The organism is Bacillus mycoides (assembly GCF_000832605.1).
In the GTDB taxonomy this organism is placed as follows: domain Bacteria; phylum Bacillota; class Bacilli; order Bacillales; family Bacillaceae_G; genus Bacillus_A; species Bacillus_A mycoides.
In genome coordinates this window covers 3,888,808-3,906,897 of record NZ_CP009692.1, presented here as the reverse complement: position 1 = coordinate 3,906,897, position 18,090 = coordinate 3,888,808, and the positions used below count along the sequence as shown (strand labels likewise).

At 34.2% G+C, this 18,090-nt stretch carries 17 protein-coding genes; 12 read left to right on the top strand and 5 right to left on the bottom strand.

The window, feature by feature from the left end:
* The first annotated feature begins 19 nt into the window (after positions 1 to 19).
* The 6 genes from cydA to BG05_RS21790 all read left to right on the top strand — a co-directional run bounded on the left by cydA (position 20) and on the right by BG05_RS21790 (position 6,978).
* Positions 20 to 1,423 (top strand): cytochrome ubiquinol oxidase subunit I, encoded by a 1,404-nt coding sequence (cydA, locus tag BG05_RS21815; protein ID WP_002126904.1) that lies wholly within the window; start codon positions 20 to 22, stop codon positions 1,421 to 1,423.
* Positions 1,410 to 2,426 carry a cytochrome d ubiquinol oxidase subunit II gene (cydB, locus tag BG05_RS21810; RefSeq protein WP_002141342.1) on the top strand — a complete coding sequence of 339 codons (1,017 nt, stop codon included), beginning with the start codon at positions 1,410 to 1,412 and terminating at the stop codon, positions 2,424 to 2,426. The genes cydA and cydB overlap by 14 nt, the downstream gene beginning before the upstream one ends.
* The gene (gene cydD, locus BG05_RS21805; protein ID WP_003188501.1) at positions 2,426 to 4,147 is read left to right on the top strand and encodes a thiol reductant ABC exporter subunit CydD; all 1,722 of its coding nucleotides are present in this window, start codon (positions 2,426 to 2,428) and stop codon (positions 4,145 to 4,147) included. The genes cydB and cydD overlap by 1 nt, the downstream gene beginning before the upstream one ends.
* Entirely contained in the window at positions 4,144 to 5,868 is a 1,725-nt protein-coding gene (gene cydC / locus BG05_RS21800) for a thiol reductant ABC exporter subunit CydC (protein WP_016126781.1), read from the top strand. Before cydD ends, cydC begins: the two co-directional genes overlap by 4 nt.
* 194 nt (positions 5,869 to 6,062) lie before the next feature.
* Entirely contained in the window at positions 6,063 to 6,284 is a 222-nt protein-coding gene (locus BG05_RS21795; RefSeq protein ID WP_002031341.1) for a hypothetical protein, read from the top strand.
* A gap of 244 nt (positions 6,285 to 6,528) precedes the next feature.
* Positions 6,529 to 6,978 carry a DUF6376 family protein gene (locus tag BG05_RS21790; RefSeq protein ID WP_002012340.1) on the top strand — a complete coding sequence of 150 codons (450 nt, stop codon included), beginning with the start codon at positions 6,529 to 6,531 and terminating at the stop codon, positions 6,976 to 6,978.
* A gap of 35 nt (positions 6,979 to 7,013) precedes the next feature.
* Here BG05_RS21790 and BG05_RS21785 read toward each other — a convergent pair whose 3' ends face one another.
* The 3 genes from BG05_RS21785 to BG05_RS21775 all read right to left on the bottom strand — a co-directional run bounded on the left by BG05_RS21785 (position 7,014) and on the right by BG05_RS21775 (position 8,961).
* A complete protein-coding gene (locus BG05_RS21785; protein WP_002168608.1) occupies positions 7,014 to 7,352 on the bottom strand; it encodes an EamA family transporter in 339 nt (112 codons plus the stop codon).
* Positions 7,345 to 7,686: an EamA family transporter gene (locus BG05_RS21780; protein ID WP_002168607.1), complete on the bottom strand. Its 342-nt coding sequence runs from the start codon at positions 7,684 to 7,686 to the stop codon at positions 7,345 to 7,347. The genes BG05_RS21785 and BG05_RS21780 overlap by 8 nt, the downstream gene beginning before the upstream one ends.
* Before the next feature lie 273 nt (positions 7,687 to 7,959).
* Complete coding sequence (locus BG05_RS21775; protein ID WP_003188700.1) at positions 7,960 to 8,961, bottom strand: S66 family peptidase; 1,002 nt, start codon at positions 8,959 to 8,961, stop codon at positions 7,960 to 7,962.
* A gap of 219 nt (positions 8,962 to 9,180) precedes the next feature.
* Here BG05_RS21775 and BG05_RS21770 point away from each other — a divergent pair, with 219 nt between their 5' ends.
* Together BG05_RS21770 and BG05_RS21765 are read left to right on the top strand one after the other, a co-directional pair.
* Positions 9,181 to 10,134, top strand: a complete 954-nt coding sequence (locus BG05_RS21770) for a D-alanyl-D-alanine carboxypeptidase family protein (RefSeq protein ID WP_003188702.1) — start codon at positions 9,181 to 9,183, stop codon at positions 10,132 to 10,134.
* Positions 10,135 to 10,382: 248 nt separating this feature from the next.
* A complete protein-coding gene (locus BG05_RS21765; protein ID WP_002086169.1) occupies positions 10,383 to 10,982 on the top strand; it encodes a nitroreductase family protein in 600 nt (199 codons plus the stop codon).
* A 43-nt stretch (positions 10,983 to 11,025) separates the two neighbouring features.
* Here BG05_RS21765 and BG05_RS21760 read toward each other — a convergent pair whose 3' ends face one another.
* Positions 11,026 to 11,196, bottom strand: coding sequence for a hypothetical protein (locus BG05_RS21760; RefSeq protein WP_016126784.1), 171 nt, complete (start codon positions 11,194 to 11,196; stop codon positions 11,026 to 11,028).
* Positions 11,197 to 11,913: 717 nt separating this feature from the next.
* Between BG05_RS21760 and entFM the strand changes: the two genes are divergently transcribed.
* A complete protein-coding gene (gene entFM, locus BG05_RS21755) occupies positions 11,914 to 13,224 on the top strand; it encodes an enterotoxin EntFM (RefSeq protein ID WP_003188709.1) in 1,311 nt (436 codons plus the stop codon).
* 167 nt (positions 13,225 to 13,391) lie between these two features.
* Here the strand turns inward: entFM and BG05_RS21750 are convergent, their stop codons facing one another.
* Positions 13,392 to 14,156: an alpha/beta fold hydrolase gene (locus BG05_RS21750; protein WP_002086164.1), complete on the bottom strand. Its 765-nt coding sequence runs from the start codon at positions 14,154 to 14,156 to the stop codon at positions 13,392 to 13,394.
* Between the two features lie 275 nt (positions 14,157 to 14,431).
* Between BG05_RS21750 and BG05_RS21745 the strand changes: the two genes are divergently transcribed.
* The 3 genes from BG05_RS21745 to hitS all read left to right on the top strand — a co-directional run bounded on the left by BG05_RS21745 (position 14,432) and on the right by hitS (position 18,026).
* Positions 14,432 to 16,192 (top strand): ABC transporter ATP-binding protein, encoded by a 1,761-nt coding sequence (locus BG05_RS21745; RefSeq protein WP_002031356.1) that lies wholly within the window; start codon positions 14,432 to 14,434, stop codon positions 16,190 to 16,192.
* An 86-nt stretch (positions 16,193 to 16,278) separates the two neighbouring features.
* Positions 16,279 to 16,956 carry an envelope stress response regulator transcription factor HitR gene (hitR, locus tag BG05_RS21740; RefSeq protein WP_002126920.1) on the top strand — a complete coding sequence of 226 codons (678 nt, stop codon included), beginning with the start codon at positions 16,279 to 16,281 and terminating at the stop codon, positions 16,954 to 16,956.
* Complete coding sequence (gene hitS / locus BG05_RS21735) at positions 16,953 to 18,026, top strand: envelope stress sensor histidine kinase HitS (RefSeq protein WP_016126786.1); 1,074 nt, start codon at positions 16,953 to 16,955, stop codon at positions 18,024 to 18,026. Before hitR ends, hitS begins: the two co-directional genes overlap by 4 nt.
* Positions 18,027 to 18,090 lie beyond the last annotated feature (64 nt).

Below are 18,090 nucleotides of genomic sequence, written 5' to 3'. Positions count from 1 at the left end.
TGAAGGAAGTGACTTTAGCATGGAAACGCTCGAATTGGCACGAATACAATTTGCATCAACAACGATTTTTCATTACTTTTTCGTTCCGCTGTCTATAGGTTTAGCTTTTATCATTGCGTTAATGCAAACGTTGTATGTGGTAAAGGGACAAGAAATTTATAAGAAGATGACAAAGTTTTGGACACAAATATTCCTTGTTAACTTCGCAGTAGGTGTAGTAACAGGTATTTTACAAGAATTTCAGTTTGGTATGAACTGGTCAACGTATTCACGTTTTGTTGGTGATGTTTTCGGACCATCACTTGCAATTGAAGGTTTATTAGCATTTTTCATTGAGTCTACATTCCTAGGTTTATGGGTATTCGGTGAGGATAAACTTCCGAAGCGAGTTCACCTTTTATGTATTTGGCTCCTCTCAATAGGAACAATGTTATCAGCATTTTGGATTTTAACTGCAAGTGCATTTATGCAGTCCCCGGTAGGATATGAAATGGCTGCAGATGGACGTGCGCAGATGAATGATTTCTTGGCGATTATTCAAAATCCACAACTATGGGTGCAATTCCCGCATACAATTACAGCGGCACTTGCAACAGGCGCATTTTTTATTGCTGGTGTTAGTGCATGGAAAATCGCAAAACAACAAGAGACTGAGGTGTTTAAGAAGTCTTTCCGAGTTTCTATCGTTGTTGGAACAATTTCAACAGCATTGGTATTATTTTTCGGTCATGCACAAGCGCAAAATTTAATTAAGACACATCCGATGAAAATGGCAGCAGCTGAAGCATTATGGAATACGAGTGAGGATCCAGCTCCATTTACAGTATTTGCAAAAATTGATACAGAGAAGAAAGAAAATTCGTTTGAAATTCAAATCCCTTATATGCTAAGTCTATTGTCATACGATAAATTTAGCGGTCAAGTAGAAGGGATGAACCAAATTCAAAAACAATATGAAGAAAAATATGGACCTGGAGATTATATTCCGCCAGTACATACTATGTTCTGGAGTTTTAGAGCGATGGTAATGAGTGGAACATTCATGCTTCTTCTAGGAGTGTACGGCTGGTTCTTATCAAGAAAAGATCGTTTAGCTGAAAAAACTTGGTATTTAAAATTAATGGTATATGCAATTGCACTACCGTTTATCGGAAATACAGTAGGTTGGATTATGACTGAAATGGGACGTCAGCCTTGGGTTGTCTTCGGTGTTATGAAAACAGAAGATGCAGTATCTCCAAATGTTTCATTTGGAGAAGTATTATTCTCTCTTGTTTCATTCACATCACTATATGTAATTATTGGAGGCATTACTGTTTACTTATTCGTTCGTATCATTAAAGGACATGCGAATAAGAAAACGAAAAAGGATTATCAAAGCCATGATCCATTTGATAAGGAGGAAGAGTATGTTATCTCTTAATGAGTTGTGGTTTCTAATTATCTCAACCTTATTCGTTGGCTTCTTTGTACTTGAAGGTTTCGATTTTGGTGTAGGAATTGTTTCAAGGTTTTTAGGGAAAAACGATTTGGAAAAACGTATATATTTAAATACAATTGGGCCGTTTTGGCACGCAAATGAAGTATGGCTTGTTTGTGCTGGTGGCGCTATGTTTGCGGCATTCCCGCACTGGTATGCAACTTTATTTAGTGGGTTTTATATTCCATTTGTGTTTATGCTTCTTGCATTAATTATAAGAGGTGTTTCCTTTAAATTCCGTGCGAAAATAGAAAATCATAAATGGAAGAGTTTCTGGGATTGGGGCATGTTTATTGGAAGTTTGCTACCTCCTATACTTTGGGGAGTTGCAATCGCAAACTTTATGACAGGTGTACCAATTGATGGAAGTAAAAATATGGTAGGCGGATTTATGAAATTACTTCACCCATTTGCGTTACTTGGGGGAGTTATGTTTCTTCTTCTATGTATTGTTCATGGTTTGCAATTCCTTACTATACGTACAACAGGAAAATTACGAGAACGCGCACGTATTGCCGCGACAAAGATTGCACCTTTTGCATTAATAACACTTCTTGTTTTTGCAGCTGTAGGGTTATGGAAAACAGATATTTTCACCGCACATGGTTCAGAGTGGCTAATGGTTCCAATTGGAGCTTTTGTAGCGCTATTTGTTTCTACTTTATTAAATAAAAGAAGAAGAGATGGTTGGGCTTTCTTTATGACGAGTTTAACAATCATTTTGTTAAGTGCAAGTGTGTTCATCGGTATGTTCCCGCGTGTCATGATTAGCTCATTAGGAGCGGTAAATGATTTGACAATTTATAATGCGGCATCAGGACCTTATGCATTAAAACTGATGAGCTATTTTTCTCTTGCTATTTTACCGTTTGTTATCGGTAGTCAAATATGGAGTTTCTATGTATTTAGACAACCTGTTAAGTCAGACAAAGATTTGGAGTACTAATGAAAAGAAAAAGAGGACTTCCGTCGTATCCTGGTAGCCGAGTTTTATATGTAACTTTAAGTCTTATTAGCATTTTAGAGGCGTGTAGTATCATTGCGCAGACAGTATTTTTAGCACGAGCAATCACATTTTTATTTCATGGAGAAACAGTGCAAGCTGTGCTAAATGAAACTGTTTATTTTGGGATCACGTTTGCAGCACGCCAAATGTTAGTGCGAACATCGCAAATATTGGTTGAGCGTTTCGCTGAAAAAACAGGATTTGCATTACGTAAACAGTTAATAGAAGCATATTTTACGTTAGGGCCGAGATTTGTCCAAACGAATGGGACTGGTCATCTGGTTACTTTATCGATAGAAGGTATTGAGAAATTTAAAACATATATTGAATTAACAATTCCTAAAATGATTAGAAGTAGTATCGTACCGGGGCTAATTGTTCTATATGTTTTAACACTGGACATTAAGTCTGGAATCATTTTAGTTGTAACGATTCCAATTGTGATCATATTTATGATTCTTCTAGGATTAGCAGCGCAGAAAATGGCGGATAGCCAATATGAGACATATCGTGTACTTTCTAATCATTTTGTAGATACGTTAAAAGGATTAGAAACATTAAAGTATTTAGGGAAAAGTAAACAGCACGAAGGAAAGATTGAAAAAGTAAGTAAACGATATAGAAAAGCAACGATGCGTACTTTGCGAGTTGCTTTTCTTTCTTCTTTTGCATTAGATTTCTTTACGAGTTTATCAATTGCATTTGTAGCAGTTGGATTAGGGATACGGTTAATAGATGGGACAATTATACTGTTACCAGCTCTTACGATTTTAATTTTAGCGCCGGAATATTTTCTGCCGATTAAGCAAGTTGGAGCGAATTATCATGCTACATTAGATGGACAACTTGCAATGGAGCAAATAGAAGAAATTTTACAGAAACAAAAAGAAATAGAAAAGAAAGATTCAAATGTAGATATAGTATGGAATTCTTCTAGTAGTTTGAAATTACAAGATGTAAAAGTAAATAATGATGAATCTGAAAAGGCTATATTAGAGGGAATTGATTTTACTTGGCAAGGTAACGGTGCTATAGGCATTATTGGTGAAAGTGGGGCAGGGAAATCAACGCTAATCGATGTGTTAGCAGGATTTCTACCGCCTTCCGGTGGGAAGATGTTAGTAAATGGTGTGGAAATTGGTGAATCTACTCGAGAAGATTGGCAAAAAAATATTGCTTATATTCCGCAGCAACCTTATATTTTTCCGCTTTCATTAAAAGATAATATTTGTTTCTATGAAACGAATACAATTGATGAAGAAGTTGAGAGAGTTATTAATGAAGTTGGTCTTCGTTCGCTCGTTGCATCATTACCACATGGGATGTACGAAAGAATTGGAGAAGGTGGACGTATGCTTAGTGGCGGACAAGAACAACGTGTCGCTATGGCACGTGCACTTTTAAGTAAAAAGCCAATCATTTTATTAGATGAACCTACAGCACATCTTGATATTGAAACTGAATTTGAAATAAAGCAATCGATGTTACGTCTGTTTGAAGGTAAGTTAGTATTTCTTGCAACGCATCGTCTGCATTGGATGAAGCAAATGGATCATATTCTTATTTTAAATAAAGGGGAAATTAAAGAAAGTGGAACATATGAAGAACTTTTAAAGAATGAGACATTACATTTTCATAGGGAAGAGAGGGGAGAGCGATGAGTAATTGGATTAAACCTTATATACAGCAAAATAAAGGTAGAATGACGTTGACTATTTTCCTCGGGCTTCTTGGAGTTAGTTCAGGTGCGATGCTACTTTTCATTTCAGGTTATTTAATTTCTAAATCTGCTCTCAGACCAGAAAATGTAATGGCTGTATATGTTCCTATAGTTGCAACGCGTGCGTTTAGTATAGGGCAAGCTGTCTTTCATTATTTAGAGCGTTTAGTAGGGCATGACGTCGTTCTACGAATTTTAGAAAAAATGAGAACAAAACTATATAGAATTGTAGAACCACAGGCGTTATTTTTACGCTCTCGATTTCAAACTGGTGATGTACTAGGTGTATTGTCTGATGATATAGAACATTTACAGAATCTATATTTACGTACAATATTCCCTAGTATATTAGCGTTAGTTGTATATAGCATTTTCGTAATTGTTATCGGTGCATTTGACTTAGTATTTGCACTTATCGCAGCTTGTATGTTAGCTGTTATTGTTTTTCTTCTCCCATTCGTATCACTACTTTTGATGAAACGACATCATGTTGCTTTGAAGCGAGGAAGAAATCGTTTGTATCAACAATTGACAGATGCTGTATTTGGGTTATCTGATTGGCAGGCGAGTGGTAGAAAAGATGAATTTATTAATGCATATGTAGAGCAAAATGTCCAGCTGTTAAAGACAGAAAAGAGAGTGAAACGCTGGTACCATATTCGAGACAGTATCATTCATTTAATAGTCGGCATTGTAGTTATTTCAATGATTATGTGGACTGGAAATCAAGCAGCAAGTGAACAGATTGCACCTACAGTTATTGCAGCGTTCGTATTAATGACATTATCTGTGACAAATGCGCTTATCCCTATATCAGATGCTATTGATCGAATTCCATCTTATGTAGAATCTGCTCATAGGCTTAAAAGCGTAGAAAGTGATAGCATTTTGCAAGATGGAAATGAGTTACCTGGAGATAAAGATTACGTTGCACAAAAACATATAGATATTGAACTGAGTAATGTGTCGTATAATTATCCGGATAGTAATGAACCTGTATTAAAAGATGTATCATTGCAAATAAAGGCAGGAAAGAAAATTGCTATTTTAGGTAGAAGTGGAACAGGAAAATCTACTTTACTAAAACTGTTAACTGGGGCGCTACGTCCGGTGAGTGGGCAAGTTATATTGAATGGTGAACAAGCTCGTACGGGTTTTTTGTCAAAATATATTTCTGTATTAAACCAAAAACCACATTTATTCGATACGACAATTGGAAATAATGTGCGGATCGGTAAACCAGAGGGTAATGATGAAGAGATATGGAGAGCTTTAGAGAAAGCACAGCTAGCACCGCACATTGCTTCTCTTCCTGATGGATTACAAACAAAAATGCATGAAATGGGAAAGAGGTTTTCTGGCGGAGAAAGGCAAAGGGTAGCATTTGCAAGAACTCTTATGCAAGAAGCATCGATTATTGTGCTTGATGAACCGACTATCGGTTTAGACCCTAAAACGGAATTAGCCTTAATAGAAACAATGTTTTCTGCAACAGAAGAAAAGACTGTTATTTGGATTACACATCATCTTGTAGGAATTGAACATGTAGATGAAGTTATTTTCCTTGATAGTGGCCAAATCGCTATGCAAGGTAGTCACGAACAGCTACTGAAAGAAAATGAGAAATATCGTAGGTTATATGAGCTTGATAAAGGTATATAGGAATGAAATGCAAAAAACACAAATTCTTGGTAGTTCAAGGTTTGTGTTTTTTTGTATTTGTGGTGAAATCATATAAGCCGTATAAGCTATTTGATCATGAAATGGTTATATATTGTTAGAAAGGGTGTTTAAAACCTATCCTTTCAAGGCAATACTTGAGCCATAGTGAATGGATTGTTGGAAGGCGTGATTATATGTTTGAAGAGGATGGCATTGTTTTAATACTGGAGCCTGCTGATGAGCGGAATATGAGGAAATTTATTTTTACAGTACCGAAGTCAGTTTATGAAAAAAAAGAAATTTTATTACATTACGGAACACCTTTAGGTCAAGGATATACGGACATTATAGAAGATATTATTAGTGTACATATAGACATAGATATTATAACAGTAATAGGGCATGTGAGAGGATAAAGAGAAACTTTAATTAGTGAGAGTTATAAGTATCTGGAAAACAGACGTACTTAAAATAAGTATGTCTGTTTTTATATTTAAATGAAGATAGTTTCGAGGTACATGTTGAACAGGATAATAATGATTTTTCTAGAATGTATAAGAGGAAGATTAAAAAAATAAGATATGATGTGATAAAGTGTATAAGAAGAAAATAAAGTGTTTATAAATGAATAAAAGTATGGCAATTATTTAGGAGGTAAAAATGAAGTTTACAAAAACAATGTTACTTTCAATTGTAGTTTCAATTGGTTTGATGGGATGTTCGCTAGTAGAGGAAGGGAAGAACTCCATAGATTACGCTCAAAAAGCGACAGACTATGTAAATGAAATAAGTGCATTTGCAAATGAAGCGCCAGCATTAGCAGAAAAGGCCGTTAATGATGGGGAAGCCCGGAAAGAACTAGAAACGAAACTTACTGAAATTAAACAAGATATACCAGCTTTTAATGAATTAACACCACCAGATGTAGCGAAGGATCTTCACCAGCAAATCGTCGGGTATAATGAAAAGTTAAATACATTAATTGATACATCTATGACAAAGATAGAGGAAGGGAAAATGAATGTAGAGCAGTTTAAAAACTCTGAGCTTATGCAGACGATAGAACAAGTTCGTGATTTGAAAGATAAGGTTCAAAATTTAGGGCAATAACAAAAAGATCCGTTTATCATAAACGGATCTTTTTGTTATTGTATACAATAGATGATTACACCAATGACAATAATAATGTTACCAATGATTTTTCGTTTCGTGATTTTCTCCCCTAGGAAGTACCAACTGAAAATTAAAATGATGATATAACTTAATGATTCTAATGCAGATGCTTGCTTTAATGCCAAGCCCTTTAAGGCGATCACATTTAATCCGGCATTAATTACAAATAAAAAGTAGCCGATGATAACATAAGGATTCACATATTCTTTTATTCTAGAATCGTATTGTTGTAAAGTAGCCTTTTTTAATAATATTTGTGAGTAATTGGCTAAAATTATCCCAAAAATAAATAATAACATATAACTATTCATCTTTTGTCACCACCACAATTCCGACGATAATAATAGCTGCGCCAAGTATGTGATTCCACTGTATCGTATCTCCAAATAGGAATACTGACCAAAGCATGGACCATAGTATGATAATCCCACGGTGTGAATATGCTCTAGAAATTTCAAAATTCTTAATGACTTGTTGCCATAGAATTGCATATCCGAATAAAAGTACAACAAGTCCGAAGTAAGCAATAAAAAATGAGATTGATGCAACAGGGAATTGAGCTGCCCATTTCATGTAAACCATAATGATAGAATATATCAAGAAGGCTACATGTAGAAATACATAGTTTTTAATAGTTGGTTTCATATATTCACTCTCTTTTACATATAAATACATACATTTGAAATGAATGTATGTAATCAATAGTTTCTTATTACATAATGTACATTGAAATTGTTTTTTCAGTACATATCATAGATTGTTGCTTATCATTTCACATTCCAAAATATATAGTAACATGTCTTCTATTGTAAAACAACAGAAGACATTAGGCACTATTTGTTATGAGTGATATCCACTTCCTTCTATTAAAAATGTAATTGTATTTTTAAGCATTACAAGATAGTGGAATAAGTGTCGTTAGTCTCTCCATCGCTCTATAATTTGTATCGTTTTATTGGTTGCATCCATCTCTACTTGAATACCTATTGGCAAAGTAATCATTGGATGAGTATGACAACAATCAAAATCGGCTAGAAAAGGAAGTTTTTGATTTTGTAATACTTCTAATAATATTTCGTAAGGTTTTCTATTTGTACCACAATCATCAAATTGCTCATGTTTTCCAAGGATGATACCTGAAACTTTATCAAAAACGCCGTTAATTTTAAGTAATGAAAAACTTCTTTCGATAGTAGCTGCATCTTTTGAGCTATCTTCAATAAAGAGAATGTCACCATCTTGAATAAGTGGCATATAGGGGCTACCCCAAATACCTTGTATAGTATTTAAATTCCCACCAATAATACGTCCAGTAGCTTTCCCACCAATTACTGAAATCCAATTGTTCGGTCGAAGATCTTTTTCTTTCGTTTTTTCTTCCCAATTAATAAATTCATCTGACCAAAATAACGGCTGGTTTATGTTGTAAGGAAGGTGTTGATTAGTTAATAAAGTATCCGCAAAATATTTGTACGTGCAATCTACGAAAGGCTCAAATTCACCAAAAGAAGGAACAAGTGCTGGACCATAAAATGTAGGAATTCCTGTTTTTGCATAAATTCCTAGTAATAATGCCGTTGTGTCTGAATAGCCAATCATTATTTTAGGATTCTTTTGAAAAGTCTCATAATCAATATAAGGTAATAATGAATTTGAATTCAGTCCCCCAATTGTCGACATGATACAAGAGACGTTAGGGTTTCTAATCAAGTCATTTAATTCCTCAGCACGCTCTTTAATGCTCCCGGAACGATAATAATCATATTGAGCTGTTAGTGAACCTTCTAATATATGAAATCCTTTCTGTTCTAAGTATAATTTTGCGCGCTCAAATCTCTTTGAAGAAGTATAGGTTACTGGTGAAGAGGGAGAGTAGATGCCAATGGTATCGCCATATTTTAATGCTTTTGGAAGTATCATTTGTATAAATCCTTTCTATTATATAGTGTTTTTGTGTTTAAATGTAATTGAATATTCTTATATTTCGTTGTTTTTAGTGTAACACATATGAAAAAGAGAACGAGGTTGAAATTATAATTGTTATAGATGAATAAATATGCTTTTTACCTTGACGATATAAAGTAATTGTTGTTATGGTTAAACATGAGTATATAAAAGGTTTGTTAAAGGAGTTTTAGAATGAAGCGGTTAAAATGGGGAAGATTAACAATCCTATTAGTAGTAATTCTGGGTATATGTTGGTTCCTTTTCCAAGGAGTTCAAAAGAGTGAAACAAATGTAGATACTCAGCCTTTACAAGTGGCAGAGCTACCTAAAACAGGGCTATCTGAAAAAGTAGTGCCACCAAAATATATACCACCAGAAATTGATGCAAAAGCAGCTATTATTATCGATGCGAGTAATGGAGAAGTTATTTATCAAAATAATGAAAATGAAGCTGTTGCCCCTGCTAGTATGTCAAAAATGATGACAGCATATCTCGTTTTAGAGAGTATACATAATGGGAAAGTCCACTGGGAAGATCCAGTGAAAATAAGTGCAAAGTCGGCACAAACAGAGGGTGCAAAAATCCCGATGCAAGCAAATGATACATTAACTGTTAAGGACTTATATCATGCGTTAATGATTGAATCGGCTAATAATTCGGCTGTCGCTTTAGCGGAACATGTAGCTAAGACAGAAAAAAACTTTGTTCAACTTATGAATGAAAAAGCAAAGCAGTTAGAAATGTCAGATAAAGCTAAATTCGCGAATGCTTCCGGATTACAGGAGCCCGACGGAAGTGAAACGAAAATGACAGCAGCTGACGTAGCAAAATTAGCGTATCATCTTATAAAAGACTATCCAGAGATATTAGAAGTGACTCACTTACGTCAAAGTCAGTTAGCATTTAATAATGTTAATGTTACAAGCACAAATGAGATGTTAAACAAAAATAATAAAGCTTTATATATAGAAGGAATAGACGGATTAAAAACAGGATTTACAGATAGCGCAGGGTATTGTTTTACAGGTACTGCAAAACAAGGTGATAATCGCATTATTACAGTTGTTATGGGGACAAAAAGTAAAACAAAACGTTTTACAGAAACAAATAAATTAATGTCCTATGCATTTCAATTGCTTAATTAGGTGAAGAAAGAAGTAATTTAGATTGTTATAAAAATAAGACAGACAGTTTATTGAACCTTGATTTTGGTGACAATAAACTGTTTTTTTATTTTTTGACGTATAGGAAGTGAAAACTCAAGTGATATCATTTGAGTTTGTTTTTGTTTGTTGATATTATTAAGTTAAGAACTTATTAATAATAAGTTCGAGAGGCATTATATGCTTCGTACATATGATACTGCCTCAAATGAAAATTGGAGGGAATTGTAATGGCAAAAGATTTTTACTCAGCAATTGAAGACAGAAGATCTATTTACGCGATTAGTAAAGAGCAAGTAGTTTCTGATGAAAGAATTCAAGAAGTGATTTATCATGCTGTGAAACATACACCTTCGGCTTTTAATTCTCAAAGTGCAAGAGTTGTTGTATTACTAGGTGAACAACACGACAAATTATGGAATGTTACGAAAGAAACGTTACGAAAAATTGTACCTGAAAATAATTTTGCACCTACGGAAGAGAAAATGAATGCATTTAAAAGTGGCTATGGGACAGTTTTGTATTTTGAAGATAGTAAAGTAGTAGAAAGTTTGCAAGAGAACTTTGCACTATACAAAGATAATTTTCCTACATGGTCTCAGCAATCTTCTGGAATGTTGCAATTTTCGATTTGGACAGCATTAGAGATTGAAGGTTTTGGTGCTACATTGCAGCATTATAATCCGTTGATTGATGAAGAAGTAAGGAAAGAATGGGATGTACCTGAAAACTGGAAGTTAACTGCGCAAATGCCATTTGGTAAACCGGTAGTTTCGGCAGGAGATAAAGAATATCAGCCATTAGAAACTCGTGTGAAAATTTACAAATAAAATAAAAAATAAAAGGTGAACAGAGATATAATCTGTTCACCTTTTATAAGTAGTAAGGATTTTTTTTGTAGGGATTTTTCATCTGATTTTTTAATTTGTTTTTACGTGTTTCAATAGTTGATACTTTTTGTAATGTTATAATTGAAACGAATTGAAAAAAAGCATAGTACAGTTCTATATTTTTATTTATAGGATCATCTATTATGTTTTTCATAAATATATCTCCTTTTTTTATCTCACTATTTGCGGGCAGTAAGGCTTCCATATCAAAATTCAATGATACGTATAGAATACCGACCTGTAAAAGTTCGATTGGTTTCAGTGTGGGGTGAATAAAATTTGTATGGATTAAAATCCTACTTTATATATGATAATATAAATATCCTGAAAATTCCATGGATAGTGAAAAATAGATAGTGGAATGTGCATTTTCGTCAAATTAGAACAGAATTTTGGGAGTTAAATCTTACAAATCGTCAAACCTTTTAAAAACGATGGATAATATCAAAAATAGTTTTCTAAAAATATTATACTATTGATAAAAAAAGCATTTTTTGTCATGATAAGAGTATGCTTCATGGAAGGGACTTTACTAGAAAATACATTCTTTGCATTGTATTAGATTAATAGAGTTTTTTAAAATGGATAGCAAAAGAAAAATATATATTAAGATAATGAATGGAATGTCGAATTTTCAATGAAATACATAAGAAATTTGAAAAAAGCATTGCAAAAACACACTGTTTAATGATAAAGTTCACATGAAGTTCACACTAAATTCACTTCAATCGTTTAAAATAAACGATGTGTGAAAAATAAAACTCTTGCTAAAAAATGGAACTGGATGAATATTTTACTTTGATAATATTGTAAAGTACTAAGTTTATAGTTTTCTCAAGAGGATAGTAGGGAAAGGAAGTAAAGACAACTTATGAAAAAAGTAATCGCAGGTTTAGCAGCAGCATCTGTAGTAGGTGTAGCAGTTCCTGGAATGGATTCTGCTCATGCACAAGTTTCAAATGATGCGCTAAAAGAAATTAATGGACAAACTCAAACTCAAACTCAAACGACTGTAACTGAAACAAAAACGGTAGAAACAACTTCTGAATTAAAATACACAGTAACAGCTGATGTATTAAATGTACGTTCAGGTGCTGGTACAGGACATAACGTTATTTCTAAAGTGAAATCAGGTCAAGTACTTCAAGTAATTGGACAAGAAAACGGTTGGTTCAAAGTTAGTGTAAATGGTCAAACAGGTTATGTAAGTGGGGACTTCGTAACAACTGGTGGCAATAAAGGAACTACTACTACTGTTCAGCAAGGAACAGGTACTTACACAGTAAACGTTTCTTCATTAAACGTACGTACAGGCCCAAGTGCATCTCATACTGTTTTAGGTTCTGTAAATAAAGGAAAAACAGTTCAAGTTGTAGGTGAAGTTCAAGATTGGTTTAAAATTAACTTCAATGGTGGAACTGGATACGTAAGCAAAGACTACGTAACAAAAGGTGGTTCAGCTGTATCTAACGAAACTCAGCAACCAACTACAAACAACAACAACAATACTACTACAGTTCAAACTGGTGGATCATATGTTGTTAACACAGGTGCTTTAAAAGTACGTACAGGTCCAGCTACATATAACCCTGTAATTGGTGGGGTAACAAACGGTACAGTATTAAACGTTACTGGCGCTGAAAATGGTTGGTATAAAATTAACCATAATGGCCGCACTGGTTACGTAAGTGCAGACTTTGTTAAGTTTGTAAAAGGCGGAGTGAACAATGTAGTTACTGGTGGTAACCAAGGTACGAACCAAGGTACGAACCAAGGTACGAACCAAGTACAAAAACCAACAGCACCAACAGGTGGAGATACATCTTCAATCGCTGGATTCGCTAGATCTTTAAATGGTTCACCATACAGAACTGCTGGTACAACACCTGCTGGTTTTGACTGCAGTGGATTCATTCACTACGTATTAAATCAAACTGGTCATAAAGGCGCTCGTCAAACAGTTGCTGGATACTGGAGCTCTAAAACAAAAACTAGCAATCCACAACCAGGTGATTTAGTATACTTCCAAAATACTTATAAATCAGGTCCTTCTCACATGGGCGTTTACTTAGGTAATGGACAGTTCATCAGTGCAGAAACTGACGCAACTGGTGTACGCATTAGCTCTGTAAGCAACTCTTACTGGAGTAAGCACCTATTAGGTTACACAAAAGCATACTAAGAAAAAGTATTTTATATACTTTTCGTATAGAGAAAAGGCTTTCCAGGGAAACTTGGGAAGCCTTTTTCATAGTTGGATAAACTAACAGTATAGTAGTATTTATCCTGCTATTTGCGGGATAATAATCAGCGGGGGATGGACAAATCCCCGCTGATTAAAGTTTCACTTTATGTCAATTTTCCATGCAAAAACTTAGCATATAAATCATGAAAATAGTTTGGACGGAATAAGTTTGCTGCATGACCTGCTAATGGAATTTCTTTATATAAAACGTTCGGAAGAATGGACTTCAAATCAAAGAGACAAGATTTATAGAGATGATCATGTTCTCCCATCACCCATAATATAGGATGGGGAAGTGCTTTTAATTTAGATTTTAAGTCGAATTCTAAGCGGTGTCGTAATGACTCAGCAATAATGGACGAGTGTAATTGTAATCCGAAACGGTAATAAATATTTCGTGAAATAACAGCGAACGGATTTGCCCTTAGTATTCCACTTGGAAAAATAGTACTAGCATACTGAGAAAGCCAAGATGAATATTCATCACCACGTTTTTCCCAAAATTTCTGAAAAACATTATATAAACGGGAAGGGTTATTATAATGTCCACCAATATGACAAATACTCAATACTTTTTCTGGATGCATTTGTGCAAATGTCGTAGAGATATAACAGCCATAGCTTAGAGCACAAATATGAGCCTTTTTAATTCCCTCTTTTTCATACAAGTTCAATAATTGATCTACGAGGCGCTGTATTGAAAAGTCGATAGCTTCTCCTTTATCGTCGCCGTGACCTAATAAATCATAAGTTATAATGTTGTAGGAGGCAGAAAATCGTTTATGCTCTTTTTTGAAGGCGCGGCGATTTCCAACTAATCCATGAATAAAAATGATTGTTTCCTTTTCGGAATGTTTATTTGTTTGCAAAAAGGATACTCCTTTCAATGCTGGAGATTTATATAGTGTTTTAAATTAGCTAATTGATAAAATTAGTTATATATTTTCTATGCGTAGTCTATAATTTACATAGAATAATAATAAGTACCAGGTAATAATATCAGATATTTATACTTGTTGTAAAGATGAGTTTATATGTATATTTTGTAAAATTAGAAAAAAGTGTGTTTACATTCAGTTTACATTTATAGCGTATTCTAGTTTTAGAAAGAATAGTTTTGTTTATAACGAGGAGATGAACGACAATGGAAGTTAGGAATACAGAAAAGAAAAAAGGGAATTGGAGGCAGTTTTTACGTCTCATTCAAGATACAAATCCACCGAAAGGCATTCTTATTTTTGCATTAATAATGAGCTTACTTTCTACTGGAGCGAGTTTGTTTATTCCAATGCTGACAAAAGGTTTAGTTGATAATTTTTCACTTTCTTCAATTAGTACGGGACAAATTGTTGGATTAATTGCATTCTTTATTATTCAAACAATTGCTGCAGGATTGTCAATTTATTTACTGAATTATATTGGACAAAAAATTGTAGCTGGACTTAGAGAACGATTGTGGAAAAAGGTACTTATTTTACCAGTGTCTTATTATGATCAAAACAGAACGGGAGATACAATTAGTCGTATGACAAATGATACAGGTGTTGTTAAAACATTAATTTCTGAGCATTTGTCAAACTTATTAACAGGCGGTATCTCAATTATTGGGTCATTAATTGTATTATTTGTTTTAGACTGGAAAATGACAATTTTACTTTTAACGGTTATTCCATTATCGGTACTAATTTTAGTTCCACTTGGACGGAAAATGTATAAGATTTCAAAAGCACTTCAAGATGAAACGGCTTCTTTTACTAGTGTATTAACACAAGTACTATCAGAAATTCGTTTAGTAAAATCTTCAAATACGGAAAAAAAAGAATATGAAACAGGTAATACAGGTATCCAAAAATTATTGCAATTTGGTTTGAAAGAAGGAAAAGTGCAAGCATTAATTTCACCTGTTATGTCGTTTGTTTTAATGGCATTGCTTGTTATTATCGTAGGGTATGGTGGAATGCGAGTTTCTAGTGGTGCATTAACAACAGGTGAACTTGTAGCATTTATTTTGTATTTGGTTCAAATTATTATGCCAATGAGTCAGTTATCAATGTTCTTTACTCAGTTCCAAAAAGCAATTGGTGCAACCGAAAGAATTAATACGATTTTAGAATATGAAGTAGAAGATCATGAAACAGGTATGAATGTTACAAATGCGAAGCAGCCGATCGTTATTGAAAATGTACATTTTGAGTATAACGAAGAAGAGAAAATCTTGAAAAATATCGACTTCACGATTGAATCTGGAAAAGTAACGGCGATTGTAGGACCAAGTGGTAGCGGAAAAACAACTTTATTCTCGCTGTTAGAACGTTTTTATGAGCCAACTAGTGGTTTCATAAAATTAGGGAAAGAACCAATTACAGCATATTCATTACAATCATGGCGACGTCAAATTGGTTACGTTTCACAAGATAGTCCGTTAATTGATGGAACGATTCGCGATAATATTTGCTACGGTGTTGAGGGTGAAGTGACGGATGAAGAAATTGAAAAAGTAGCAGCGATGGCGTATGTTGATGCGTTTATTCATGATTTGCCAAGTGGATACGCAACAGAAGTTGGAGAGCGTGGTGTGAAGCTTTCTGGAGGGCAAAGACAACGAATTGCGATTGCTCGAGCGTTACTACGAAACCCGCAAATCCTTATGTTAGATGAAGCGACGTCAAGTCTTGATAGTAAATCGGAATCGGTTGTTCAGAAGGCGTTAAATAACTTAATGAAAGGTAGAACAACTTTAGTTATTGCGCATAGACTTTCTACTGTTGTAGATGCAGATAAAATTATCTTTATTGAAAAAGGGAATCTTACAGGAAGTGGCTCACATGATGAGTTATTACGGACACATGACATGTACCGTGAATTTGCAATGCAACAATTGAAAATTAAAGAAGGAGCATTATAGAATGAAAACAATCAGTGAAGGGGCACTTCACTGATTGTTGATTTTAGAGTGCTAAAAAGTATGTTAAGCAGAAAGGATATGATTCCTTGATACCCAAAATTTTAATTGTAGATGATGATCCGCACATTAGAGAACTTGTTTCTGTATTTTTGGAACGAGAAGGTTTTCAAACATATGAGGCCGTTGATGGATTAGATGCTCTTCGAAAAATAGAAGAAGTGAGAGTCGAAATGGCGATTATTGATATTATGATGCCAAATATGGATGGGTTTGATTTATGTTATGAATTAAGAAAATACTACGATATCCCAATTCTTATGCTGACTGCTAAAGGTGAAACATCTCAAAAAGTAAAAGGATTTCACCTCGGAACAGATGATTATCTTGTAAAACCATTTGATCCTTTAGAATTAGTTGTGAGAGTGAAGGCATTATTGAAACGTTACCAAATTACAGTATCGCAATCTATTCAAGTTGGGAATGTACTGTTAAATCGTAAAACATTTGAAGTTAACGTTGGAGAACAAACGGTGACGCTGCCGCTAAAAGAATTTGAGTTGCTCTTTACATTAGGATCTAAAGCGGGGAGAACTTGTTCAAGAGAGCAATTAATAGAAGACGTATGGGGATATGATTTTGAAGGGAATGAACGCACGCTAGACGTTCATATTAATCGGTTGCGTGAAAAGTTTCAAGAAGAGTTATCGAAGTTTAGTATAAGGACGATAAGGGGCTTAGGGTATCGCTTAGAGGTAAGTAAATGAGAAAAAGAGAAAGAATGAGTAAGATGAAGATGTTAAAAGTAATGGGGGCGATAGTAGCGCTCTTTACTTTTCTTACTATAATTTGGTCAATAGCCTTTTTTGTATCGTCTAGTGTAATGAAAGCTTTTGAAATAAACGTATCGCCTTTTATTACTTTTCTAATTAGTGATATGGTCGGCTTTGTTTTTATCGTTCTTATTTGGACATTAATCGGAATTTTAATGAGACCGAAGCGAGAGGCGATGATTTGGACGATCATTGAACCGATACAAAAAATTGCAAAAGGGGACTTCTCTGTAAAAATACGGAATGAAGAAAAGTATGATGGCGAAATTGGTGTGCTTGTAAAAAGTATTAACGATATGACGGATGAACTTAATGCAATGGAGAAAATGAGACAAGAATTTGTATCGAATGTTTCTCATGAAATACAGTCGCCATTAACATCTATTAAGGGATTTGCTCGAGCGCTACAAGATGATAATCTACCAGTTGAAAAAAGAAAACATTATCTTACTATTATTGAAACTGAAACAACGCGATTATCTAAATTGAGTCAAAATTTATTGAAGCTAACAATTTTAGAGTCAGAGGAGTATTCACCAGAAAGAGCTACTTATCGATTAGATCAACAGTTGAAACAAATTGTGTTAAATAGTGAGCCTCTTTGGGATGAAAAAGGACTTGAGCTAGATCTTGATATGGATAAAGTGTGTGTTACTGCAGACAAAGAAAGTATGAGCCAAGTATGGATTAATTTAATTCATAACAGTATTAAATTCACACCAAATGGTGGCACGATTACAATTCATTTAAAAGAACATAAGGAATTCCTGGAAGTAAGTATTCATGATACGGGAATTGGTATATCCGAAGAACAGAAACAACATATTTTTGAACGTTTTTATAAAGCGGATTCTTCACGAAACCGTGCTTATGGAGGAAGTGGATTAGGTCTAGCAATTGTAAAAAAAGTACTCGACCTTCATCAAGGAAAAATAAAAGTTGAGAGTGTAGAAGGAAATGGTACAGAATTTATTGTGCGTATTCCAAATCATGAAGAAAAATAGTGTTAGAAGGAGGCCTTCTAACACTATTTTTCTTTAAAAATGCATTTACCATTACTATAGTTAC

What these genes read in the sequence shown, in the direction of transcription:
- hitS (WP_016126786.1), top strand. Translation starts at nt 16,953, where the DNA reads ATGAGAAAAAGAGAAAGAATGAGTAAGATGAAGATGTTAAAAGTAATG.
- cydD (WP_003188501.1), top strand. Translation starts at nt 2,426, where the DNA reads ATGAAAAGAAAAAGAGGACTTCCGTCGTATCCTGGTAGCCGAGTTTTA.
- cydA (WP_002126904.1), top strand. Translation starts at nt 20, where the DNA reads ATGGAAACGCTCGAATTGGCACGAATACAATTTGCATCAACAACGATT.
- cydC (WP_016126781.1), top strand. Translation starts at nt 4,144, where the DNA reads ATGAGTAATTGGATTAAACCTTATATACAGCAAAATAAAGGTAGAATG.
- BG05_RS21775 (WP_003188700.1), bottom strand. Translation starts at nt 8,961, where the DNA reads ATGATACTTCCAAAAGCATTAAAATATGGCGATACCATTGGCATCTAC.
- BG05_RS21790 (WP_002012340.1), top strand. Translation starts at nt 6,529, where the DNA reads ATGAAGTTTACAAAAACAATGTTACTTTCAATTGTAGTTTCAATTGGT.
- cydB (WP_002141342.1), top strand. Translation starts at nt 1,410, where the DNA reads ATGTTATCTCTTAATGAGTTGTGGTTTCTAATTATCTCAACCTTATTC.
- BG05_RS21780 (WP_002168607.1), bottom strand. Translation starts at nt 7,686, where the DNA reads ATGAAACCAACTATTAAAAACTATGTATTTCTACATGTAGCCTTCTTG.
- BG05_RS21745 (WP_002031356.1), top strand. Translation starts at nt 14,432, where the DNA reads ATGGAAGTTAGGAATACAGAAAAGAAAAAAGGGAATTGGAGGCAGTTT.
- entFM (WP_003188709.1), top strand. Translation starts at nt 11,914, where the DNA reads ATGAAAAAAGTAATCGCAGGTTTAGCAGCAGCATCTGTAGTAGGTGTA.
- BG05_RS21760 (WP_016126784.1), bottom strand. Translation starts at nt 11,196, where the DNA reads ATGAAAAACATAATAGATGATCCTATAAATAAAAATATAGAACTGTAC.
- BG05_RS21765 (WP_002086169.1), top strand. Translation starts at nt 10,383, where the DNA reads ATGGCAAAAGATTTTTACTCAGCAATTGAAGACAGAAGATCTATTTAC.
- BG05_RS21785 (WP_002168608.1), bottom strand. Translation starts at nt 7,352, where the DNA reads ATGAATAGTTATATGTTATTATTTATTTTTGGGATAATTTTAGCCAAT.
- BG05_RS21770 (WP_003188702.1), top strand. Translation starts at nt 9,181, where the DNA reads ATGAAGCGGTTAAAATGGGGAAGATTAACAATCCTATTAGTAGTAATT.
- BG05_RS21795 (WP_002031341.1), top strand. Translation starts at nt 6,063, where the DNA reads ATGTTTGAAGAGGATGGCATTGTTTTAATACTGGAGCCTGCTGATGAG.